The sequence below is a fragment of the Pedobacter cryoconitis genome, assembly GCF_003259615.1.
In the GTDB taxonomy this organism is placed as follows: Bacteria; Bacteroidota; Bacteroidia; order Sphingobacteriales; family Sphingobacteriaceae; genus Pedobacter; species Pedobacter cryoconitis.
Window position 1 is genome coordinate 92,024 of the sequence record NZ_QLLR01000008.1, and the last position, 23,122, is coordinate 115,145.

At 40.0% G+C, this 23,122-nt stretch carries 28 protein-coding genes; 10 read left to right on the forward strand and 18 right to left on the reverse strand.

The features are described 5' to 3' along the window. Positions 1-233 precede the first annotated feature (233 nt). From LY11_RS10730 to LY11_RS10765, 8 genes are all read left to right on the forward strand, one after another. Positions 234-644 carry a cytochrome c maturation protein CcmE domain-containing protein gene (locus LY11_RS10730; protein WP_111633706.1) on the forward strand — a complete coding sequence of 137 codons (411 nt, stop codon included), beginning with the start codon at positions 234-236 and terminating at the stop codon, positions 642-644. Between the two features lie 5 nt (positions 645-649). Further along, a complete protein-coding gene (locus LY11_RS10735; protein ID WP_111633707.1) occupies positions 650-3,118 on the forward strand; it encodes a heme lyase CcmF/NrfE family subunit in 2,469 nt (822 codons plus the stop codon). A gap of 39 nt (positions 3,119-3,157) precedes the next feature. Next, positions 3,158-3,922, forward strand: coding sequence for a Rossmann-like and DUF2520 domain-containing protein (locus LY11_RS10740; protein ID WP_111633708.1), 765 nt, complete (start codon positions 3,158-3,160; stop codon positions 3,920-3,922). Between the two features lie 39 nt (positions 3,923-3,961). After that, complete coding sequence (locus LY11_RS10745) at positions 3,962-4,294, forward strand: 2Fe-2S iron-sulfur cluster-binding protein (RefSeq protein WP_068395147.1); 333 nt, start codon at positions 3,962-3,964, stop codon at positions 4,292-4,294. Between the two features lie 21 nt (positions 4,295-4,315). Continuing rightward, entirely contained in the window at positions 4,316-4,558 is a 243-nt protein-coding gene (iscX, locus tag LY11_RS10750; RefSeq protein ID WP_111633709.1) for a Fe-S cluster assembly protein IscX, read from the forward strand. Continuing rightward, positions 4,559-5,086 carry a KdsC family phosphatase gene (locus LY11_RS10755; RefSeq protein ID WP_111633710.1) on the forward strand — a complete coding sequence of 176 codons (528 nt, stop codon included), beginning with the start codon at positions 4,559-4,561 and terminating at the stop codon, positions 5,084-5,086. Positions 5,087-5,148: 62 nt separating this feature from the next. Beyond that, entirely contained in the window at positions 5,149-5,550 is a 402-nt protein-coding gene (locus tag LY11_RS10760) for a hypothetical protein (RefSeq protein WP_111633711.1), read from the forward strand. An 88-nt stretch (positions 5,551-5,638) separates the two neighbouring features. Further along, positions 5,639-6,208 (forward strand): Maf family protein, encoded by a 570-nt coding sequence (locus LY11_RS10765; protein ID WP_111633712.1) that lies wholly within the window; start codon positions 5,639-5,641, stop codon positions 6,206-6,208. Here LY11_RS10765 and LY11_RS10770 read toward each other — a convergent pair. The 9 genes from LY11_RS10770 to LY11_RS10810 form a co-directional block, all read right to left on the reverse strand. Beyond that, positions 6,184-7,113 carry a Ppx/GppA phosphatase family protein gene (locus tag LY11_RS10770; RefSeq protein WP_111633713.1) on the reverse strand — a complete coding sequence of 310 codons (930 nt, stop codon included), beginning with the start codon at positions 7,111-7,113 and terminating at the stop codon, positions 6,184-6,186. The genes LY11_RS10765 and LY11_RS10770 overlap by 25 nt on opposite strands. Positions 7,114-7,144: 31 nt before the next feature. After that, the gene (locus tag LY11_RS10775; protein WP_111633714.1) at positions 7,145-8,473 is read right to left on the reverse strand and encodes an ABC transporter permease; all 1,329 of its coding nucleotides are present in this window, start codon (positions 8,471-8,473) and stop codon (positions 7,145-7,147) included. A 4-nt stretch (positions 8,474-8,477) separates the two neighbouring features. Next, a complete protein-coding gene (locus LY11_RS10780; protein WP_111633715.1) occupies positions 8,478-9,383 on the reverse strand; it encodes an ABC transporter ATP-binding protein in 906 nt (301 codons plus the stop codon). 60 nt (positions 9,384-9,443) lie between these two features. After that, the gene (locus LY11_RS10785) at positions 9,444-10,187 is read right to left on the reverse strand and encodes a DUF72 domain-containing protein (RefSeq protein ID WP_245952706.1); all 744 of its coding nucleotides are present in this window, start codon (positions 10,185-10,187) and stop codon (positions 9,444-9,446) included. A 106-nt stretch (positions 10,188-10,293) separates the two neighbouring features. Continuing rightward, a complete protein-coding gene (gene dnaJ, locus LY11_RS10790; protein ID WP_111633716.1) occupies positions 10,294-11,469 on the reverse strand; it encodes a molecular chaperone DnaJ in 1,176 nt (391 codons plus the stop codon). A 2-nt stretch (positions 11,470-11,471) separates the two neighbouring features. After that, positions 11,472-12,050: a nucleotide exchange factor GrpE gene (locus LY11_RS10795; protein WP_111633717.1), complete on the reverse strand. Its 579-nt coding sequence runs from the start codon at positions 12,048-12,050 to the stop codon at positions 11,472-11,474. Between the two features lie 147 nt (positions 12,051-12,197). Beyond that, complete coding sequence (locus LY11_RS10800) at positions 12,198-12,881, reverse strand: cell division ATP-binding protein FtsE (protein ID WP_068395170.1); 684 nt, start codon at positions 12,879-12,881, stop codon at positions 12,198-12,200. Between the two features lie 3 nt (positions 12,882-12,884). Further along, the gene (locus tag LY11_RS10805) at positions 12,885-13,088 is read right to left on the reverse strand and encodes a fructose-6-phosphate aldolase (RefSeq protein ID WP_068395172.1); all 204 of its coding nucleotides are present in this window, start codon (positions 13,086-13,088) and stop codon (positions 12,885-12,887) included. A gap of 63 nt (positions 13,089-13,151) precedes the next feature. Beyond that, positions 13,152-14,171, reverse strand: a complete 1,020-nt coding sequence (locus tag LY11_RS10810) for an acyl-CoA reductase (protein WP_111633718.1) — start codon at positions 14,169-14,171, stop codon at positions 13,152-13,154. A 77-nt stretch (positions 14,172-14,248) separates the two neighbouring features. Between LY11_RS10810 and LY11_RS10815 the strand changes: the two genes are divergently transcribed. After that, entirely contained in the window at positions 14,249-14,599 is a 351-nt protein-coding gene (locus tag LY11_RS10815; RefSeq protein WP_111633719.1) for a 4Fe-4S dicluster domain-containing protein, read from the forward strand. A 60-nt stretch (positions 14,600-14,659) separates the two neighbouring features. Here LY11_RS10815 and LY11_RS10820 read toward each other — a convergent pair whose 3' ends face one another. Beyond that, the gene (locus tag LY11_RS10820; protein WP_111633720.1) at positions 14,660-15,109 is read right to left on the reverse strand and encodes a universal stress protein; all 450 of its coding nucleotides are present in this window, start codon (positions 15,107-15,109) and stop codon (positions 14,660-14,662) included. Between the two features lie 131 nt (positions 15,110-15,240). Here LY11_RS10820 and LY11_RS10825 point away from each other — a divergent pair, with 131 nt between their 5' ends. Continuing rightward, positions 15,241-16,041, forward strand: coding sequence for a C40 family peptidase (locus LY11_RS10825; RefSeq protein WP_111633721.1), 801 nt, complete (start codon positions 15,241-15,243; stop codon positions 16,039-16,041). Here LY11_RS10825 and LY11_RS10830 read toward each other — a convergent pair. Genes LY11_RS10830 through hisD form a run of 8 tightly spaced genes read right to left on the reverse strand, consistent with a single transcriptional unit; the run spans position 16,016 to position 23,077 of the window. Next, complete coding sequence (locus tag LY11_RS10830) at positions 16,016-16,915, reverse strand: WD40 repeat domain-containing protein (RefSeq protein WP_111633722.1); 900 nt, start codon at positions 16,913-16,915, stop codon at positions 16,016-16,018. The genes LY11_RS10825 and LY11_RS10830 overlap by 26 nt on opposite strands. 2 nt (positions 16,916-16,917) lie before the next feature. Beyond that, positions 16,918-17,505 carry a bifunctional phosphoribosyl-AMP cyclohydrolase/phosphoribosyl-ATP diphosphatase HisIE gene (gene hisIE, locus LY11_RS10835; protein WP_068395182.1) on the reverse strand — a complete coding sequence of 196 codons (588 nt, stop codon included), beginning with the start codon at positions 17,503-17,505 and terminating at the stop codon, positions 16,918-16,920. Next, positions 17,502-18,257, reverse strand: coding sequence for an imidazole glycerol phosphate synthase subunit HisF (gene hisF / locus LY11_RS10840; RefSeq protein WP_111633723.1), 756 nt, complete (start codon positions 18,255-18,257; stop codon positions 17,502-17,504). Before hisF ends, hisIE begins: the two co-directional genes overlap by 4 nt. Before the next feature lie 3 nt (positions 18,258-18,260). After that, positions 18,261-19,010 carry a 1-(5-phosphoribosyl)-5-[(5-phosphoribosylamino)methylideneamino]imidazole-4-carboxamide isomerase gene (hisA, locus tag LY11_RS10845; RefSeq protein ID WP_111633724.1) on the reverse strand — a complete coding sequence of 250 codons (750 nt, stop codon included), beginning with the start codon at positions 19,008-19,010 and terminating at the stop codon, positions 18,261-18,263. 1 nt (position 19,011) lies between these two features. Next, complete coding sequence (hisH, locus tag LY11_RS10850) at positions 19,012-19,605, reverse strand: imidazole glycerol phosphate synthase subunit HisH (RefSeq protein WP_111633725.1); 594 nt, start codon at positions 19,603-19,605, stop codon at positions 19,012-19,014. Between the two features lies 1 nt (position 19,606). Next, on the reverse strand, positions 19,607-20,740 hold the full coding sequence (hisB, locus tag LY11_RS10855) for a bifunctional histidinol-phosphatase/imidazoleglycerol-phosphate dehydratase HisB (protein ID WP_111633726.1): 1,134 nt from the start codon (positions 20,738-20,740) through the stop codon (positions 19,607-19,609). Positions 20,741-20,742: 2 nt separating this feature from the next. After that, the gene (gene hisC / locus LY11_RS10860; RefSeq protein ID WP_111633727.1) at positions 20,743-21,789 is read right to left on the reverse strand and encodes a histidinol-phosphate transaminase; all 1,047 of its coding nucleotides are present in this window, start codon (positions 21,787-21,789) and stop codon (positions 20,743-20,745) included. Further along, positions 21,779-23,077 carry a histidinol dehydrogenase gene (gene hisD / locus LY11_RS10865; protein ID WP_211321525.1) on the reverse strand — a complete coding sequence of 433 codons (1,299 nt, stop codon included), beginning with the start codon at positions 23,075-23,077 and terminating at the stop codon, positions 21,779-21,781. The genes hisC and hisD overlap by 11 nt, the downstream gene beginning before the upstream one ends. Between the last annotated feature and the right edge of the window lie 45 nt (positions 23,078-23,122).

Below are 23,122 nucleotides of genomic sequence, written 5' to 3' on the forward strand. Positions count from 1 at the left end.
GCCAACTATCAATATTTTGTCATCTAAAGTATTAGCCGCTGTGTAAGGGACATTAGGTACTTATATTTTTTATCTTTGTGTACTCTTTTAATGGGTTAGGAGAGGAGGCTCGTGTAAGCAAGCTATGTCCTGTTTAAATTGGCGGAGCCAGTTTATGTTTTAACCATGAAAAGGCAGCCAATATATAACGTATAGCTGCAAACATCAATTTTGACAAAAAACGATATATTCTCATGAAAAAAAGTGCAATTATTGGCTTAATTACAATTGCTATCTGTGTTTGTTTCCTGGTCAGCTTAAATGCTGATACGAGCAATTATTCGACCTTTACAGAAGCTGCTAAAGACTCCAGAGAGTTTCACGTAATGGGCCATTGGGCGAAAGAAAAGGGAACTTATTATGATGCCTTAAAAGATGCTAACCATTTCTCTTTCTATATGAAAGATGAAAAAGGTGATATTGAGAAAGTTATTTATAGTGGGACTAAACCACAAGACTTTGAGCGTTCTGAAAAGCTTGTATTGATCGGTAAGATGAATAATGGCACTTTCTACGCCTCTAAAATATTAATGAAGTGCCCCTCTAAATATAATAACGACCTAGTAGAGATAAAGCAGGACGGACAGGTTAAACAATACAAATAATTTTAATGGACATACAATTCACAGGAGAAACCCTCCTCCCCGGCAAAGTTGGGCAGTTTTTTATTGTTTTAGCGTTTGCCGCTGCACTACTTTCAACGATTTCTTATTTCTTTGCGACCCGCAACAAAGACCTTGCAGACAAATCCTGGCAACGTTTGGGAAGAATAGCATTTTTAACTAATCTATTTAGTGTAATTGGAATTGGGGTAACACTGTTTTATTTGATCCTGAATCATTATAACGAATACTATTACGTTTATTCTCACTCTTCAAAAACACTTCCTGTATATTATATCGTTTCTGCTTTCTGGGAAGGACAGGAAGGAAGTTTCTGGCTTTGGGCATTCTGGCAAGCTATTTTAGGAACGATCCTGATCTGGAAAGCAAGAACCTGGGAAACCGGGGTGATGACAGTTGTTGCCTTTTCACAGGTGTTTTTAACTTCTATGTTATTAGGCGTTCAGATTTTTGGTGAACGTATCGGAAGTTCTCCTTTTATCCTGTTAAGAGACGCAGTTAGTTTAAAAGAAATGGCTCCGGTAGTATTTGCCGATGCTGAAAACTATAAGAATTATCTGAAGTTCATTACCGACGGAAGAGGGTTGAACCCACTTTTACAGAACTACTGGATGGTTATTCACCCGCCAACTTTGTTCCTTGGTTTTGCGAGTATGATTGTTCCTTTTGCCTATGTAATCACTGGTTTATGGCAAAAAAGATATAAAGAATGGGTAAAACCAGCTATGCCATGGGCTTTATTTGCTGTGATGGTTTTAGGTACAGGAATTATCATGGGGTCTTTCTGGGCTTATGAAGCACTTAACTTTGGTGGCTTCTGGGCATGGGACCCGGTTGAAAATGCGTCATTGATTCCATGGTTAACCTTAATTGGTGCAGTCCATGTTATGATTGCTTTCAAAAATACCGGTCATGCTTTCTTTACTTCTATTGCCCTGGTGTTAGTGAGTTTTATCCTGGTATTGTATGCTTCTTTCTTAACAAGAAGCGGTATTCTGGGAGAAACATCAGTACACTCTTTCACAGATTTGGGGATGTTTGGTCACCTGATCCTTTACAACGTAGTGTTCCTGGCTATTCCGGTAGTCCTGATTATTCTGCGCTGGAAAGAATTGCCGATTACCAATAAAGACGAAGAAACTTATTCAAGAGAATTCTGGATGTTCATTGGTGCGCTTGTCGTAACCGTTGCCTGTATCCAGGTTATTTTCTCTACTTCGGTTCCTGTATTCAATAAAGCTTTCGGAACTAATTTTGCACCACCAATTGATGCCATTAAGTATTACAATCAATGGCAGGCTCCATTTGCGATCCTGATTACCATGATTTCTGGTTTCTCTCAATTCTTAAAATACAAACGTACCGATACCCGTAAATTCTACAGCAGCCTGGTTGCTACGCTGATTATTGCAGTTGTGGTTACAGCAGGTTTCGTTTATGTGACTAATGTTTATAACAACCTGATTTATATCTTGCTTTCTTTCAGTTGTATGTTTGCTATTTTATCCAATGCACGTGTGCTAACCCAGGGATTCAGTGGTAAAGGTAAATTAGTAGGAGCAGCAGTTGCGCATATCGGGTTTGCTTTATTATTAGTAGGAGCACTGGTTGCTGCGGCAACAAGTAAACCTGTTTCTATTAATGCGACAAACTTTATTCCGGTAAAAGACTTCGAAAAAGTAGAAAAACCAGGTGAAAATATGGTACTGTACAAAAACGAACCTAAGAAAATGGGCCGTTTTACAGTAACTTATACGAACGATACGACGATAGCTCCTAATACTTATTATACACTGAACTTTAAAGTGATTGACGAGAAAACAGGCAAGCTTAAAGAAGACTTTAACCTGAATCCACGTGTTCAGATCAATGAGAAAATGGGTTTGATTGCTTCTCCGGATACCAAACATTACCTGACTTATGATGTGTATACACATATTACCAGTGCCCCTGATAAAAAGGATGCACATGCAGATAGCGATGCACAAAGTGATGAACAGAACTATAAAAAACCAAGAGTAGTTACCGTGAGTACAGGTGATACCTTACATACAAGCAGTGGTATTATCACCGTAAAAGATCTTAACTTCAAACCAACAGCGAAAAGCCTGGCTTTAGCAGAAGGCGATATTGCAGTGGGACTTCCATTGGAAATTAACCTGAATGGTAAGATTTATAAGACTGAGCCGATTTTCTTAGTCAAAGGAAATAACACTTTCGACTTTGCACGTAATATTCCTGAATTGGGCTTAAGGCTGAGATTCACGAAAATACTTCCTGATCAGAAAAAAGTTGAATTACAAGTATTTGAAAAACCTCAGCAATCTAAAGACTGGGTTGTATTTAAATCTATTGAATTCCCTTTTATCAACTTATACTGGGTTGGTTTAATCGTAATGGTGATTGGATTTGTAATTTCTATCATCAGAAGACAAAAAGAGATTAAGTCAGTTTAATAAAAGTATTTTTACCAGGGAAATTTAAACTGACTCTCCATGAATATTGTTTGCATAGGCTCGGGAAATGTGGCTACACATCTCGCAATCGCTTTTAAAGCGATTGGAGCTGACATTGTTCAGATTTGGAGTCAGGATAGCAGAAATGCAGAAATCCTTGCCGCTTTAACCAAAGCAACACCAATCAGCAGCTGGGACGATCTGGATCGTTCTGCTGATTGTTATGTTATCGCAGTAAAGGATAGCGCAATCGCTTCAGTTGCTGCACACTTAACGGACGTAAAAGGTGTTGTTGTTCATACTTCAGGCGCTACACCAATGAGTGTATTATCTGCAGTAAAGAACGGTTATGGTGTCTTATATCCTTTGCAAACCTTCTCTAAATCGAAAGCAGTAGAAATGACCAGGGTACCCTTATGTATTGAAGCAGACCGGGAAGATACGCTGGAGAAGATCAGGATAATTGCACAGTTATTAAGCCCGAAGGTTTCCGTAGTTACCTCACAGCAGCGAAGTATTTTACACGTTGCAGCTGTTTTTGCTTCTAATTTCAGCAATCATCTTTATCAGCTGAGCAGTGAATTATTGGCACAACACAACCTTAATTTCGATTTATTAAAACCATTAATCCTGGAGACGGCCGAAAAAGTGCAGTTCTCATCGCCAGGCGAAGCACAAACCGGTCCGGCTATACGAAACGACCAGGAAACTATAAAAAGACATCTTGATTTACTGAGCGGCACACCCGGATTGCAGAAAATCTACCAAACATTAAGTAATAGCATTAAAAAAACTGATCTATAACAATATTGCGGTTTTTGCTGCTTATTTTTGAAAACAATTATGAATATTTATCAATTAACAGTCAATTTTGAAGAAAAGGGTAAGGCACAAATTCAGTTACCAATTGCAGGTGGAGAATCAGTACTGGAAGTCTGTTTGGATAATGGAATAGATTTACAACATAACTGCGGCGGTGTTTGTGGTTGCAGTACCTGTCATGTATATGTGACTAAGGGAATGGATAACATTCAGGAAATATCTGATAAAGAAGAGGATTTCATTGACAGGGCAGTAAGTCCGAAGATTTCTTCCAGATTAGGTTGTCAGTGTATAGTGATCAATGGAAATATCGAAGTTACTATCCCCAACCAATCAGAATTTTTAGGCCATTAATAAATTATAAAACAAGAAAACATGCAGGATAAGTTTGCTTTACCTATTTACTGGCAAGACCACGAAGATATTGCCCAGGAATTATATGAAAAGTTTGGGAATGATTTTAATGAATCTAAAATCTACAGGATCAGATTTACGGAATTGGTAGACTGGGTTCTTTCCCTGCCTAATTTCAAAGGTACAAGAGAAGAAAGCAATGAAGGTCACCTGGAGCAAATCCAGTCTGCCTGGGTTTATGAATGGAGAGATAACCAAGACTAGATGTTACTGCAGAAACTTAAAGGAATTACCACATTTGTTTTTGATGTCGATGGCGTTTTAACCAATGGGGATGTTATTGCAACAGATTCCGGAGAGCTGATGCGTACTTTCAATATTAAAGACGGCTATGCTTTACAGCTGGCCGTTAAAAAAGGATACCACGTGTGTATCATTTCCGGCGGCCGTGGTCAGGCCATGGAAAAGCGCTTTGAAGGTCTGGGGATACCAGATGTATTTTTAGGCGTATCTGATAAAGTTGAAGTCTTCAATGATTATCTGGAAATCTATAATATTAAACCCAGACAGGTACTGTATATGGGGGACGATATTCCTGATTTGAATGTAATGAAACTTGTAGGCATCCCTACCTGTCCGGCAGATGCCTGTTCAGATATTAAAGCAGTATCGGAATATGTTTCGCCTTTTAAAGGTGGTCAGACAGCAGCAAGGGATGTCATTGAAAAAGTATTAAGAATACAGGGTAAATGGTTTGATGCCAACCCTTCGGCTGCCGATTCCAGTAAATAAGTTACAAAGCAATATTAAACCTTCCTTTCACTTTGAACTCTATCTCTAAAAAAAGAATAGATATGAAGAAATTATTGATGATTTGCGGAATGTTATTCAGCGTAATAACTTTTGCACATGCACAAGGCGGTAACCGTAACGGGACACCAGAAGAAAGAGCAACAAAATCTACTGCGCAGCTAACTGAGAAGTTAACCTTGAATGCTGATCAGCAGACGAAAATTCATGATATATTGCTGGATCAGAATACACAGATGAGTAAAGCGCGCGAAGATGCTGGTGACGATAGAAAAGCTATGCGTACCAAAATGATGACGCTGATGCAAAGTAACAATGATAAGATTAAAGCAGTATTAACTGACAATCAGAAGAAAGCTTATGATACTTTTCTGGAAGAAAGAAGAACTGCTATGAAAAACAGGATGGGCGGACAAGGAAATGCTCAGCCAGCAGAGAATCAGTAAAGCTTAATTCTTTACTGAATTTTAAATAAGAAAAATAATAAAAGCGGCTTTGGGCCGCTTTTATTATTTTTGCCTAAAATATATTCATATGTACAAGCAAACAACTCCGCTTATTCTGGCTTCTAAATCACCCCGCAGACAAGAACTGATGCAATTGATGGGACTTGATTTTAAGGTATTATTAAAAGATGTAGACGAGAGTTACCCTGAACACCTGTCTCCGGAAGCCATTGCCTGTTATATCTCAGAGAAGAAAGCGATGGCCTTCGTGGACGAACGCTTAACAAGCCTGGTAATTACCGCTGATACTATCGTGGCTTATAATGGTGAGATTTTAGGTAAACCAACAGACGCATTACACGCCAAATTGATGCTTGAAAAACTATCGGGCACCAGTCACCAGGTATATACAGGGGTAAGCCTGGCTTATAAAGACAAGCTTAAAACCTTTTTCGATCAAACAGAAGTACGTTTCAGAAGCCTCAGCACAGAAGAAATAGAACATTATATCAACAAATATAGTCCACTGGATAAAGCCGGATCTTATGGCATACAAGACTGGCTGGGTTTTATCGCAGTAGAGCGTATTGAAGGCTCTTATACCAATGTAATGGGGTTGCCAACAGAGAAACTCTACTTAGAACTCTCAAACTTCTGATCTGCCCAGATCTTATATAATACCCCCATTTTTAAATCATAAGTAGACAAGCTGATTGCTTTTACGCCTGTTTTGTCCAGCACATAATTGGTCAGGATGGCGGCGATGACAATCATATCCACCCGGAGCGGGATCAGATTTGGCATTAAAGCCCGCTCTGCATGCGATGAAGCAATCAGCCTTTCAGCAAGACTGTGGTACTGAGCTATATCAAATGAAGCCGAGCTGATAGTTTTCAGGTCAACATCTTCCAGCAACATCGCTGCGAAAGTCTCAAAGGCACCAGCAGAGCCTACCAGAACCTGTGGCTCATATTTTTGACAGGCGGCCAGTAAATCTGCCAGCTCTAAATCAAGATGAGCCTGTATCGCAGTCTGATCTTTACTGCTGATCGGATCCGTATGAAAATAAGCCTGTAATAGCCTGGCAGCACCTATATTGTAACTCTTCTTCCACAACGGGCCATCCTGATTACAAATAATGAACTCCGTACTTCCTCCGCCAATGTCCATAATCAGCGATTGCTGTTGAATAACGCCTGTTGCTTTTACACCATTAAAAATATACGCAGCCTCATCCTCACCGCTAATCACTTCAATAGCTATTCCTGCTATTTTAAGCGCAGCGATCACGAAATCCTTTCCATTTCCAGCACTTCGCACCGCAGATGTTGCAGTTGCCCGCACAATAGTAACCTGCTGTGCATCTATTTCTTTTTTAAACCCCCTTAGCGCCTCTATCCCGCGCTCAAAAGCTTCAGGGATAATCAAGTTCTCATTGATCCTGCCCTGGCCTAATTGTACAGGTAAATTAGTTTTGTAAACGACCTCCACACCTAAAGGCGTAAGATCTGCTATAATTAAGTGAAAAGTGTTCGTACCTAAATCAATAACCGCTGCTTTCATCCGTCCCGTTAATATTGTCTAACTGTAATTTTTAATTTTTGTAGCTGAACCATTTAAACATTTCCTTCAAGCTGGTTTTCTTGCCATACATTAATATACCTACTCTGTATATTCTTGAAGCTATCCATACTGTCCCTATAAATCCGGCAATCAGTAAACCCATAGACAGCGCCAGCTGCCAGTCGGGCACACCATAAGGTAACCTGACCATCATAGCGATTGGAGAAGTAAAAGGGATAATAGATAACCAGAAAGCAAGCGGGCCATAAGGATCATTCACCACAACACTCAAAGATAACGCATAACTTAAAGTAAGCGGCATCATAATCGGCATTACAAATTGCTGCGTCTCTGTTTCACTATCTACCGCTGATCCGATTGCGGCATAAAGAGCACTATAGAATAAATAGCCCCCAATGAAAAAGAATATAAAGACCAGCAATATTTTAGTCAGGTCAAGATTAGCCACACTTTTTTGAATATAAGCAACCGGGCCATTGTCTGCCACTTGTTTCCCGATGGAAGCTCCCGTTTTTGACTGGACAGCGGAAACCGTACTTTGCTGCAGCGCTTTATCGCCCGTAAAAGCCTGAACCGCTACAGTTGAAATGGTTGCCGTCAGTAAAATCCAGAGTACAAACTGTGTTAACCCTACCAATGCAATACCAATGATTTTCCCCATCATCAGCTGAAAAGGTTTCACAGAGGAAATCATCACTTCAATAATTCTGCTTGTTTTTTCTTCAATCACACCCCGCATCACCTGGATGCCATAAATCAGGATAAAAGTGAACATCAGAATACCAGACGCATACCCGATTACAGTTGTTGCACCAGCACTCGAATCCTCTTCCTTACCCGCTTGATTGATCTTTTTATTGTCAATGTTGACAGTAGCCTTTAATTTATCGAGATCTTCCTGCGCAATACCACTTTCTTTAAGCTTTTGAATTCTGATCGTATTCTCCACATCATCAACTACTTTGCTATTCATGGAAAAACCAGCCTGTTTAGTTCCTAAAAGCTGTATTCCTGAAGGGGTATCTAGGCTAAACTCAGGCAGGTAAAGGATGTAGTCATAATCTTCATCCTTTAGGCTGGCTTTCATTTCTGTCAGCGATTTATGAACATAAACGTAAGTTGTATTTTTGGTAGAAGCGATTTTTTCAGTCAGTGTTTTATTGTCATTTACCACTGCTATCCTGTTATTGGTAGACGTAGCGCCCTGAATAGAGAAATAGATGATCATTCCATAAAACCCAGCCACAATGATTGGCGTTAACAACGTCATCACGATGAAAGATTTTTTTCTGACACGGCTCAGGTATTCTCTTTGTATAATGAGTAAAATCTTGTTCATCGGGTTAATCTTTTAGTTTTACCTGGTCAATAAAAATATCATTCATCGTAGGAATTACTTCATCCAAACGATGAATATTCACTACAGGCAGTAAGGCCGATAAAAGCTGGTTCGCAGTTTTACCCGTGCTGATTTGAACCTTAAGCCTTGTTTTTCCCTGCAGCACCTCTTTATGCAGTACCTCAAATATACCCGCTGCCTGTTCAGCAGGATACTCCCCATCATATTCTACCCAGTAAGTGTTATTTCTGTATTGCTCCTTAATTTCCGATACCGAACCATCCAGTATTTTTTTCGAATGATGAATCAGTGCAATGCTATCACATAACTCCTCCACAGATTCCATCCGGTGCGTTGAGAAAATAAAAGTTGCCCCCTTTTTATTCAATTCCAGGATTTCATTTTTGATAATGTCTGCGTTGACCGGGTCAAACCCAGAAAAAGGCTCATCCAGAATAATTAGTTCAGGTTCATGTAATACAGTGGCTACAAACTGTACCTTTTGCTGCATTCCCTTACTCAGATCTTCCACCTTTTTGTTCCACCAGCTTCCCATTTCCAGTTTTTCGAACCAGTATCTGACTCTTTTAGTGGCTTCGGCAGTACGCATACCTTTGAGTTTGGCAAGGTACAATACCTGCTCACCGATCTCCATTTTTTTATATAAACCACGTTCTTCCGGGAGGTATCCGATTCTTGCAATATGAGAAGAATTCAGGCGTTGTCCGTTAAAGATGACTTCGCCGCTATCTGGTGCGGTAATTTGAGTGATAATTCTGATCAGAGATGTTTTTCCTGCACCATTTGGACCAAGCAGTCCGAAGATCTTGCCCTGCTCCACATTCAGACTTACGTTGTCCAGTGCAAGATGCGTAGCATATTGTTTAACAATATTATTTACGTTAAGCATTTTACCTTTATTTAGTTCTTAGTTACCCTTTAGACTTAAATCGGGAAAAATGTTACAGATTTAGCGTGCTGTATCTGTCAATGCAATCAATTGCTTTGCATTGGTTAATGCCGATGTGCCCCAGGTATTGTTGAAATATACGAATACTTGTTTAGGTCCCTGCATGATAGATTTAGCAAAAGCAATTATTTCCTGCCCGGTATACAGCGATTTATAAAGAACAGGCTTCCCATGAAAACGGTAATAAACAGGGTCATTAAATAATACCACCCCATCTGGCAAGGCCGAAGGATAGCTTAATCCGCTGAAAGTCAGGTGATGTTTTTTAAACTCCTCCATCACTGTATTGTTCCACCAGCTGATATGCCTGAACTCCACTACATTCTTAAATACCGGATTTAAATTCTTCAATATTAAAGCTAATCTTTCCTCTGTATAAGTGAAAGAAGGAGGAGTTTGAAATAATACGCAGCCCAATTTGTCCCGCAGGCCAGCAGAAATCACTTCGTAAAAATCAGTAACCAATCCTTCTGCCTCATTAAATTTATTGTAATGCGTAATAGTTCGTGGAGCTTTGATGGTAAAAAGGAAATCGGCAGCGCTGGTTTCATACCACGTATTAAAACTTTTTAAAGAAGGTTGCTTATAAAATGAAGAGTTGATTTCTATCGTATTAAAATGCTGGCAATAATAGCTGAACCATTCCTTTTGAGGAAGTCCGGCAGGGTAGAAGATCTCTTTCCATTCCTTATAGTAAAACCCGGAGCAGCCAATTCTCCAGTCCGTTATTGCGATGCCATCCATAAACATTTTTTTAATTAAACAAAGGTTTATGACTAAAGTTTTCACATAAAAAAACAGGCTGCATCTTGTCAGATACAGCCTGTTTCCAATGCTATTCTAGAATCGATTACTCGAAATATTCTTTCATTTTTTCAAAGAAGCTCTTGTCATTTTTACCCGGCTGAGGTTTGAAATTAGGAGATTCACGTAGTTTCTCCAGCATATTCCGTTCTTCACTGCTCAGGGCTTTAGGTGTCCAGATATTCACATGGATAATCTGATCACCACGGTGATAAGAGTTTACTTCAGGAATACCTTTAGCTTTCAGGCGTAATAACTTTCCGCTTTGTGTACCAGGCTCGATTTTAATTTTAGCTTTACCATCAATTGTTGGTACTTCGGCACTGTAACCTAAAGCAGCATCAATGATACTTAAATGTAAATCATAAACGATATTGTTTCCTTCACGTTTCAAGGTTTCATGAGGGATTTCTTCAATCAGGATGATCAGATCACCAGGAATACCACCATTCGGGGCAGCATTACCTTTTCCGCTCATGCTCAACTGCATACCATCACTTACACCTGCAGGAATGTTGATTGTAATTGTTTCCTCCCCACGAACTGTTCCTTCACCATGACATGAAGTACATTTAGAAGTAATCTGTGAGCCGGCACCATTACAAGTCGGGCAGGTAGAAGTAGTCTGCATCTGGCCTAAAATGGTATTGGTTACTCTGCGAACAGAACCACTGCCACCACAAGTTTTACAAGTGCTGATAGATGATTTGTCCTTAGCTCCCGAACCATCGCAGGTTTTACAAACAATCTGTTTATTAACCTTTATTTTTTTCTCTGCGCCATGCGCTATTTCTTCAAGGGTAAGTTTGACTTTAATACGAAGGTTAGAGCCTTTAGCTACGCGTCTGCCGCTGCTGCGTTGTTGCTGTCCGCCGAAAAAACTATCGAAAGGACTGCCACCGCCGCCACCACCACCAAAGATATCGCCAAACTGGCTGAATATATCTTCCATGTTCATGCCGCCGCCGCCATAGCCGCCACCGCCACCTGAAGCACCACCAACACCTGCATGTCCATAATGGTCATAGCGTTGTTTCTTCTCCGGGTTGCTTAATATCTCGTAAGCCTCAGCAGCTTCCTTAAATTTATCCTCAGCAGTATGGTCATCAGGGTTTTTGTCCGGATGGAATTTGATAGCCAGCTTTCTATAAGCCTTCTTAATCTCTTCCGGAGTAGAACCTTTGCTTACACCAAGGATATCGTAATAATCTCTCTTACTCATAATTAACTACCTACAACTACTTTTGCAAAGCGTATAACTTTGTCATTTAAAGTGTATCCTTTTTCTAATTCATCTATAACTTTTCCTTTCAACTCTTCAGTTGGGGCCGGAACTTTAGTGATTGCTTCATGAAGGTCTGTGTCAAAAACAGTGTTTGCACATTCCATTTCTTTCAAGCCTTTCTGATTCAGAATGCTTTTCAGTTTGGTATGTACCAATTGAATCCCTTCACGGATCGCAGCCACATCAGTAGCATTTTCAGTTGCTTTATTTGCACGGTCAAAATCGTCAAGTACAGGAAGCATAGAGATAATTACATCCTTACCAGCAGTCTGTAAAAGCTCAACACGTTCTTTTTGTGTACGTCTTTTGAAATTGTCAAACTCAGCAAAAAGGCGAAGATATTTATCATTCAACGCTGCATTGTCAAGTTTTAATTGCTCTTCAGCAGAGATTTCCTCTACAGGTTCAGTGATAGTATCCGCATTCGCGTCATCTGTAAGCTCTTTGTTCAACTGCTCTTCAGCAGTATTTTCCGTAATAGGATTTTCTGTATCGTTTGTTTTCTTCTTGCTAAACATGGTATAGTAGAATTTTATGATGCAAACTCAAAAGGTTTGCCAATGAAGTATATCAGCCATGCTGTCAGTTTTGTTTGAACAACACTGTACAGAATGGCTGAAAAGAAATTATTTTGTCAGGAATGGTCAGTTTTTTGGAACAGACACCTAGTTTATTGTTGCGTCATCATGGACGATACCTGCTTCACATTTGATAATACGTGAAGGCAGTGTACGGATGATATGATAATCATGCGTAGCCATTAATACAGCAGTACCGCTCTGGCTGATTTGTTTCAGCAGCAATACAATTTCTTCGGAAGTTTCAGGATCTAAATTCCCTGTAGGCTCATCCGCAAGGATAATGTCCGGATTATTTAATAGTGAACGCGCAATTACCACACGCTGCTGCTCACCACCAGAAAGCTCATGTGGCATTTTTCTGATTTTTGAACGCAGTCCTACTTTTTCCAGTACATCTTTGATCCGTTCTTCGATTAGTTTTTTGTCTTTCCAGCCAGTTGCTTTTAATACAAAATCAAGGTTTTTCTCAATTGTACGGTCTGTTAGCAATTGGAAATCCTGAAATACGATCCCTAACTTTCTGCGCAGATAAGGAACATCCCGCTCGGCCAGTTTTTTAAGGTCGAAACCTGCAATTTCACCCTCACCATTACCGATATGAAGTTCACCATAAATGATTTTCAATAAACTGCTCTTTCCAGATCCAGTTTGTCCGATCAGAAACACAAACTCACCTTTATCTATGTTAAGATTAACATCAGAGAGTACAAGGTGTTTTTGTTGAAATACATCTACGTTTTTTAAATTTATAACTGCGTTTCCTGCCATGTCTTAAATATCTAATTTTGCAATCTGACCAAATGGTAAATCTTTTACCATATCCATAATATAAGGCAACTTGTCACCCAGACCTAATTTCTCCAGAGATTTATCAGGACGGTCTACCCTGAAATAAGCCAGTAAGGTGAATTTATCATCCCTCAGCTGAACATAATCCGGAATTTTGGCAATACCTTTTACTTTGATTACATACATTTTGTTCAAAAATAGTGTTTCAAAATGATAAAATGAGAGCCTGTTTAAATTTGTAGCCTAAACTTATAACTTATTTAAGAAGTTAACCGTATTCACGTTATCCGCATAATCCCATAACTGAGGATGCTGACTCTGGCCAAAAGTTACCGAATCTACAGCCAGTTTTATGTCCGTGTTGGTGACCACACACTGGATATTATCCTGCATCCCTTTCAGTTTCTCATTTAACTCCGCTATGTTTTTATAATATTCAAAGTATAAAACAGCAAGAGGAGAAGATAATCCCTCATCTTCTTTCAATAACAAAAAGCCATTGTCAAAGTGCTGAACCATATTGACCAGGTAAATAGACTTGTTATAATCGTAGTTGTTATTGTATTTGAAATGATTGATAATATCCTGATACTGTTCCAGCGGTTCAAAGAAGTTTTTGATCTCATAACCTTCAGGAACATAGATTTTAGATACATTTCTGCAACCCAGTCCGAAGTAATCAAAAATATCATGGCCTAACTGCCCGATCTCAGCAGTAGTTTCTTCACCACTTAATACTGCAACACTATTCCTGTTTTTTCTAATGATATTAGGTACTTTACCGAAATAGTAATCAAAATACCTGGAGGTATTATTACTTCCGGTGGCAATGATTGCGTCAAAATCTTTCAATCTTTCTGCATAAACAATTCTATCAGCTAAAAGAGGTTCAAACTCAATCAGCTGTTTCAATAAAGCGGGTAATAACTGGCTATCAGAAGAAGAAAGCTTGATCACGGCTATATTTCCTGTAGCCAGCACAGATAAAATATCGTGAAAACCTACCAGGGGAATATTTCCTGCCAGGATTAAACCTATTTTTTTAGGATGCTGGCTGACTATAATTTGTTCAAACCATTTTTCCAGCGCAGGCAATTCCAGCATTTCCTGAAAAGAAGCTAAAGATCTCCGAACTTCAGCCACAGTAAACCACGCATTATGATTGGGTGCTGAATCGATCGTATTACTAAATTCATCACCCGGGTGATTTAAGAAATCACTTAGTTTATGGAATGCAATAATTAACTTTTCAGCGGTAAGGATTGACATGTTTGAAGTAATTTTAAAGTATAAATGTTATATTTGCAATGCAAAGGTAACTTTAGCAAATAGATTTATACGAAGACATGGCTATTAAAATAACAGACGAATGTATTAATTGCGGAGCATGTGAGCCTGAATGCCCAAATAATGCAATTTATGACGCAGGTACAGCCTGGAGATTTTCTGATGGAACCAACTTAAATGGTATCATTGATTTTGGCGATCAGGAAGTGGATGCTGGTGCGTCTCAGGAAGCAGTTTCTGATGAAGTATATTATATCGTTTCAGATAAATGTACAGAATGTAAAGGGTTTCATGATGAACCTCAGTGTGCGGCAGTGTGCCCGGTAGATTGTTGTGTGGATGATGAAGATATCCGTGAAACAGAAGAAGAATTATTAAAGAAAAAGGCTTGGTTACACCAGGAGAACTAGTTCTTTAATTTAAATATAACAGAAAAGGACGCATTCGCGTCCTTTTCTGTTATATAGCATTTATACTTCTGCCTTATTCGGAATAATCAATACCGGGCAGGCAGATTTTCTGGCCACATGTTCAGCCACACTTCCCATTAAAAAGTGATATAACCCTGTTCTGCCATAGGTCCCGATCACAATCAAATCAGATCCCCATTCATCAGATTGCTGAATAATGCCATGTGCAGCAGTATCAACCACACTTAAATACGTGGTTTTTATGCCATTCGCGTAAGTATCTTCTATTTCTTTCAGCAGCTGATGACTGTTCTCTTCGCTGTTATCATAACTTTCCAGGAAAACCGGGGCCAATGTAAGGTCCTGATTGATAGTGGCAGGCATCGGTTCAATGATATTGACTAAGGCAACCTCTGCATTGAAGGTCTTAGCCAGCTCGTAGCCTGTTTTTGCTGCCTTTTCTGAGCAGGTACTATTATCTACTGCGATTAATATCTTTTGGAGGTTCATAATTTTTAGCGTTAATGAATGTAATTTCTGGCGTTAATGTAGGTAATACTTGTATAACAAATTTATCAATCAAATGTTTATCCTGTCGTTTTCTAAATCACTATCGTTACTTTTGAGTACTAGATTTCATTATGGAACAGACATTCGCAATTTGCAGAGTAGCAGTAGCACCAGTAAGAGCATCATCATCCGATAAAGCTGAAATAACGACGCAATTATTATTTGGAGATCAGGTAGAAATCTTGGAAAAGGCAGAACCGTGGTGGCGAATCCGTAATGGCTATGATGGTTATGAAGGCTGGATAGACTTTAAACAACTTGCAGCAGTTACTGAAGCCGAATACCAGGCCTGTAAACAGCGTAGCACATTAGTGCCGGCAGCAGTCAGCAACCAGGTAATCGCAGCAGATGGAAGCAGTTACTACTTAGCTGCATCCGGTAATTTGCCAGCCTATAGCGACGGATACTGCAAATTGGGTCAGGAGAAGTTCCAGGTCTTATTTGAACCACATTACGTTTCAGCACAAGCTACTGGTGCGAAAATGGCCGATTCAGCCCTGTTTTACCTGAATGCGCCCTATTTATGGGGAGGCCGCACCCTGTTCGGTATTGATTGCTCAGGCTACGTGCAGGCTGTTTTTGCTTTATATGGTATTACACTTCACAGAGACGCTTCCCAACAGGCAGAGCAAGGAGAGACAGTTAACTTTTTACCAGAAGCACAAACCGGAGATCTTGCCTTTTTTGACAATGCTGAGGGCAGAATCATACACGTAGGCATCATGTTAAATGCCAGTCAGATTATCCATGCTTCAGGAAAAGTAAGAATTGATGCTATTGATGACCAGGGAATTTATAATCCTGAACTTGGACGTTATAGCCACAACCTCAGGATTATTAAAAGATTTATAAATCCCATTCCCACACCATAACTAATTTATCATCGCCAGTGGTTAATAAATATTTACCATCCAGGCTCCAGCTTAGTTTATTGATAGAATGGGTATGACCGTGGGTGCTTTTTTCAATACTCAGAATTTTGTAGAGTTTCAAATCATCACTGCCCCATAATTTAATACTTTTATCCTGGCTTACCGTAGCGAAATAAGGCAGCGAAGGATGAAATGCAATTCCATAAACACTAAATAAATGTGCTGGAATGGTATGCTGAAGCTGATAATCAGGTAATGACCAGAAATTTAACTGCGCATCCCTTCCTCCTGAAATCAAGTATTTGCCATCAGGCGAATATTGAACGGAAGTAACCGGCAAACTGTGCTTTTCCAGAATATGGAGCAAGCTATAATCATGCAGATCATAAATACGGATAACACCATCTTTACAACCAAAAGCAGCCTGTAAACCATTCGCACTTACAGCAATTGCCCTGACTGTATCGGCAGAAACCCTGATCCGGTAAAGTAAAGTAAAATCGGTCAATGACCATACCCCAACAGTACCATCTTCACTAGCCGTTAAAAATTCCTGTTTTGCCGGAATGGTTACCAGGTCAAATACAGGCTTTTCATGGGCCTGAAAAGTAGCCGTAACTATTTGCTTTTTCAGGTCAAATACACTCACCTCACCACTTCTCTGACCAACAAAAAGCAGGTCGTTATACTGATAAAGACTATAAACAGAGGTTTTTACCGGCATTAACACCTTTACAAAGGACATCTTTTCCAATGACCATTCTACTACACCTTTATCATTTCCGCCCGTAAAGAAAATACCGGCTGTACTGGAATTGGTTAAAGCATAAATGGGGTTTTGATGGCCGCTAAGCGATCTTAAATGTTTCAGCATAATTAACGGTGTCTGCCTTCCAGGTTTACCCCGATGTCGGCCAGTGTTTTACCTTTCTCTCTTAACAAAACTAATAAGTGGAAAATTAAATCAGAACTCTCATTCACAAAGTCAACATCTGTCTCATTCAATGCTGCAATTACAGTTTCCACACCCTCTTCTCCAACTTTCTGTGCAATCTTGTTTAGCCCTTTTTTGCGGAGTTTATTGACATAAGATTCTTCTGTAGGATGATCATACCTGTCGTGAATAATTTTCTCCAGTTCAAAGATGAAATTCTGGTTGAAATTAGTCTTAAAACAGCTTCTGCTTCCTGTATGACACGTTGGGCCTACCGGGGTAACTTTAATCAGGATGGTATCCTGATCACAATCAATATGCGTCTCTTTTACGTATAAAAAGTTGCCGCTTTCTTCTCCTTTAGTCCATAAACGGCTTTTAGAGCGGGAATAAAATGTTACTTTCCCTTCCTGCTGTGTTTTTGACCAGGCTTCCTGGTTCATATAACCCAACATTAACACTTCCAATGTTTGTATATCCTGGATAATTACAGGAACCAATCCATCGGTTTTTTCAAAATCTATAGTCATAACCTTACTGGTATGTTGTATTTTTTTAATTCGTTTTTCAGGTGGGGGATAGGGATTTCACCGAAATGAAAAACCGAAGCAGCTAAAGCCGCGTCCACGCCTGTTGTGGTAAAAACTTCTGTGAAGTGTTCAACTTTCCCGGCTCCGCCAGAAGCAATGACCGGAATATTGATCATTTTACTTATGCTATCTAAAAGCCTGCAATCGAAACCCTGTTTAGTGCCATCATGATCCATGGAAGTCAACAAGATTTCTCCCGCACCCAAATCCTCAGCTTGTTTAATCCAGCTTTCGGTTTCGATTTCTGTAATTAAGCGGCCTCCGTTCAAATGCACCATATTTCTGCCTGCTACTAATTTAGTATCTACTGCAATGACCACGAACTGTACGCCAAATATTTTGGCCAGATCAGCAATAAGCTGCGGGTTTTTAACAGCTGCCGAATTGATACTGATTTTATCAGCACCGGCATTCAATAAAGCTTCTGCATCGGCAATCTCTGTAATTCCACCACCAATGGTAAAAGGGATGTTGAGCTGTCTGGCAACCGATTTTACCATTTCAATCATCGTTTTACGACGCTCATGAGTAGCGGTAATATCCAGGAATACCAGTTCATCGGCACCTTGCTGCGCATACTGCCAGGCCAGTTCTACCGGATCTCCGGCATCTTTCAGATCCACAAAATTAACGCCTTTTACAGTCCGGCCATCTTTGACATCCAGACATGGAATGATACGTTTGCTTAACATCGATTATAAAGAAGTCAAGGCTTTAAGATTCCATTCCTTAATCTCTTCAATAGAAATACGGTTTTCATAAATAGCCTTTCCAACTACGCAAGATCTGACTTCAAGCTTCGCCAGTTCTTCAATATCTTCCATTGAACTGATTCCACCCGATGCGATCAATTTGATAAACGGAGAATGTTCCAGTAATTTTTTATATAAATCCACAGCAGCACCACCTAATTTACCATCCTTATTAATATCAGTACACAGGAATCTGAAAAAGCCTAACTGCAGACATTTATCAACATAATCCATTAATTTGATAGGTGAACTTTCCATCCATCCGGAATATTTGATCACTTCATCCAACACATCAATCGCAATAACGATACGGTTGGCATAATCATATTTCTTACCCACTTCTTTGCTTAAATCGGCCAGGAAATCAGGATTGGTAATCGCCTGTGTGCCTACAATAACCCTGTGGATACCTGCATCAAGCAAATTGGTCACCTGTTCAATGGTACGGATACCACCGCCATACTGTACGCGCATTTCTGTTTTTTTGATAATATCAAAAAGCTCAGCTTGATTACTAAAATCTCCTTTAGCACCATTTAAGTCAATAATATGTATGAATTCAGTACCGTTAGACTTGTAAGTCTCAATCATTTCAGCAATTGATACATCATATACTGTCTTTTGGTTATAGTCACCTTCTCTGAGGCGGACAACTTTACCATCTAAAATATCTATAGCGGGGATAATGTACATCTTATTGTTTTAAGTTAGAAAAGTTCAATAATAATTGTTCGCCTGCAGCGCCCGACTTTTCAGGGTGGAATTGTACCCCGTAAAAATTGTCTTTTTGTATAGCTGCAGAATATTGCAGGCCATACTCAGCAGTTGCTATTTCAAAAATAGCGTTATATTCAATAAAGTACGAATGCACAAAGTAAAATTGTGTCTGATTTTCAACACCTTCGAATAGTAAATTGTTTTTAATCTCTATATTATTCCATCCCATATGAGGGATTTTAATACCCAGATCTTTATCAAATAGTTTCGTTTCCAGCGGAATAATATTCATCAGCTGTGCATCCCCTTCCTGAGAATGTGCGGTAAGCAACTGCATCCCTACACAAATGCCCAGAACAGGTTTTTTAAGCTGTCTGATGGATTCTACCAATCCGGTTTGGTTTAGTTTCTCCATCGCAGCCCCTGCATGCCCTACGCCGGGAATAATGATATGAGAATACTGCTCAAAATCCTGTTCCGTATTAATCATTCCATAACTGAGCCCCAGTCTGGATAAAGCAGAAGTCAGAGAGAAGATGTTTCCTGCACCGTAATTAACGATTCCTATCATTTTATAACATTCCTTTGGTACTCGGTAAAACTAACTTTTCTGCGTCTCTTTTGATAGCCATTTTAATTGCTTTTGCAAAAGCCTTAAAGATCGCTTCAATTTTGTGGTGTTCATTGTCGCCTTCAGCCTTAATATTAAGATTACATTTCGCTGCATCACTGAAAGACTTGAAGAAGTGATAAAACATTTCTGTGGGTACGTCACCTACTTTTTCTCTTTTAAATTCTGCGTCCCATACAATCCAGTTTCTGCCCCCAAAATCAATAGCCACCTGCGCCAGGCAATCATCCATCGGTAAACAGAAACCATAGCGTTCCAGGCCCAGTTTATTGCCTATAGCTTTGGCAAAAGCCTCACCCAATGCAATTCCGGTATCTTCCACAGTATGGTGTTCATCAATATGTAAATCACCTTTAGCGCTGATATTTAAATCTATTGCGCCATGACGGGCAATTTGGTCAAGCATATGGTTAAAGAAATTCAACCCGGTTTCTATTTCCGCTTTTCCTGTTCCGTCCAGATTGATCTCTATCTCTATATCCGTTTCGTTGGTTTTTCTGATGTGGTGAAATTGTCTGCTTCCCGCACTCAGGAAAGTATAAATATCCACCCAGTTCTGGGTTTGCAAAGCAATTACTGAAGTCAGTGTCTCCGCTTTATCCAGCATTTCTGCCGATCCCAATGAATCATTATTTCTTAACCAGATTGCTTTTGCACCCAGGTTTTTAGCCAGCACGACATCATTAATACGGTCGCCAATTACAAAAGAACCAGCCAGATCATATTCACCAGTTAAAAAATGCTGTAGTAAACCTGTATTTGGCTTACGGGTAGGGGCATTTTCATGGGCAAAGGTTTTATCAATGATCACCTCAGAAAAAACTACGCCTTCTCCTTCAAAAGTCTCCAGTATAAAATTGTGTACCGGCCAGAAGTTAGGTTCTGGGTGAGAATCAGTACCCAGACCATCCTGATTGGTCACCATAATCAATTCGAAATCCAGTTCTGCGGCTATTTTAGCCATATAATACAAAGACCTCGGATAAAATTTAAGCTTTGAAAATGAATCAATTTGCTCATCTTCTGGTTCAGTGATCAGTGTGCCATCACGGTCTATGAAAAGTATCTTCTTCATGGTTAGTTGGTTAACGATTTTAAAGCGGATATTAGTATTTCATTTTCTGCAGGTGTACCTACAGTAATTCTCAAACAACCCTCACAAAGGGTTACTTTTGCACGGTTACGAACAATGATGCCGCGGTCTACCAAAGCATCATAAGTGCCATTGGCATCGGCTACTTCCACCAGGATAAAGTTTGCATCAGAAGGATAAACCTTTTGAACCAGTGGTAAATCCAACAGTAATTTTGCTAGATGTTCCCTTTCTGCCACCGTAGTTTTTATCCAGTCATTCACCTGCCCGATATTCTGAAGGGCAGCTAAAGCCAGGTCCTGCGTAGATTGACTGATATTGTAAGGTGCTTTCACCTTATTCAGAATGTCAATAATAATGCTGGATGCAAAAGCCATTCCCAAACGTAAGCCTGCAAGTCCCCAGGCTTTTGAAAAAGTCTGTAGAACGACAAGGTGCGGATATTCAGTTAATTCCTGGATGAAAGTACGTTGTTTCGCAAAATTGATATAAGCCTCATCAATCACCACCAGTCCATTAAAATTGGCCAGTATAGTTTCTATATCCGTGCGGACGATAGAATTTCCGGTCGGGTTATTAGGAGAGCAGATAAAAATCAGCTTCGTATTTGCATCAATTGCCTCTGCTATTCCTTCCAGATCTAATTGGAAATTTGGCAATAAATTCACTTTACGGATTTCTACGTCATTAATATTTGCAGAAACCTCATACATCCCATAAGTAGGCGGAAGGATGATCACATTGTCTTTTCCCGGATTACAAAAAGCACGGAATAAAAGATCTATAGCTTCATCGCTACCATTTCCCAGGAAAGTATTTTCAATCGGAACACCTTTGATTTTACTCAGCGCATCCTTCAGATCCAGTTGTAAAGGATCAGGATAACGGTTAAAATTTTCTGGTAACGGTGAGCCGTAACTATTTTCATTGGCATCTAAAAACACACTCGCCTGACCTTTGTACTCGTCTCTTGCTGTAGAATAGGGGCGAAGGGTTTTGATGTTTTCGCGTTGTAGGTTTTTAATATCCATCTGATGATTTTAAACGAATGGTGATTGCATTTTTGTGTGCTTGAAGCCCTTCTGCGGCCGCAAGAATTTCTACAGTCGGGCCAATGGCCTTCAAGCCTTCCGGACTGATCTGCTGAAAAGTAATTTTTTTAATAAAAGAATCGGTTGAAACACCCGAATACGCTTTGGCGAAACCACTGGTTGGTAAAGTATGGTTTGTACCTGAAGCATAATCTCCGGCGCTTTCAGGAGTCAGGTTACCTAAAAATACAGAACCTGCGTTGATGATTTGCGGAATGAGTTCCTGAAAAGTATCCGTAGCCAGGATCAAGTGTTCAGGTGCATAAGCATTACTGAAAGCCATGGCCTGTGTTTTATCCGCTACCAGTACGGCATAAGAATTCGAAATGGCCTGCGCAGCGATGTCTTTTCTTGGTAAATCATTGAGCTGTAATTCAATTTGGCTCAGCGTTTCAGTAATCAGTGTTTCTGAAGTAGAGATCAGGATGGCCTGGCTATCAGTGCCATGTTCGGCCTGAGCTAAAAGATCGGAAGCGACAAAAGCCGGGTTAGCAGTTTCATCAGCAAAAACCAATACTTCTGAAGGGCCTGCAGGCATATCAATTGCAGTGATTCCTGAAGCCAGTACCTGCTGTTTTGCCTGGGTTACATACCGGTTTCCCGGGCCGAAAATCTTGTAAACTTTAGGTACGGTTGCTGTGCCGAAAGCCATTGCGGCGATCGCTTGTGCACCACCCGCCAGGTAAATCTTTTCTATCCCTAAAAGCTGTGCACAGTAGGCCAGGTAACAATTGGTTTTGCCGTCCTTTTGTGGGGGAGAACATACTACAATTTCCTGGCAGCCTGCCAAAGTTGCGGGGGTAGCCAACATTAAAAAAGTGCTGGGTAAAACTGCCGTTCCGCCCGGGATATACAGACCCACACGTTCTATTGCCCTGGACTCCCGCCAGCAGGAAACTCCCGGCATGGTTTCAACTTTAGCTTCTTTGTAAAGCTGTGCCGCGTGGAATTTTCTGATGTTCGCATAAGCCGTATCAATAGCAGCTTTGGCTTCAGCAGGAATGGTAGAGGCAATCTTTCCAATCTCTTCTTTTTCGATGAAAAGTTGTTCCAGGTTTACCTTGTCAAATTGTACGGCATAGCTTTTCAGGGCTTTATCTCCATCCGCTTTGACCTGTGCAATGATCTCTTTTACGCTTTCTGCAATGCTTGCATCATCAGCGAGTTGTCTCAAACAGAGTTCTTCAATATTCTGTTCAGATAAATCAGTATACTTATAGAGTTTCATCAGTTAAATATTTTTTTTCAATGGTGATGAAGCTTGCATGAGCTT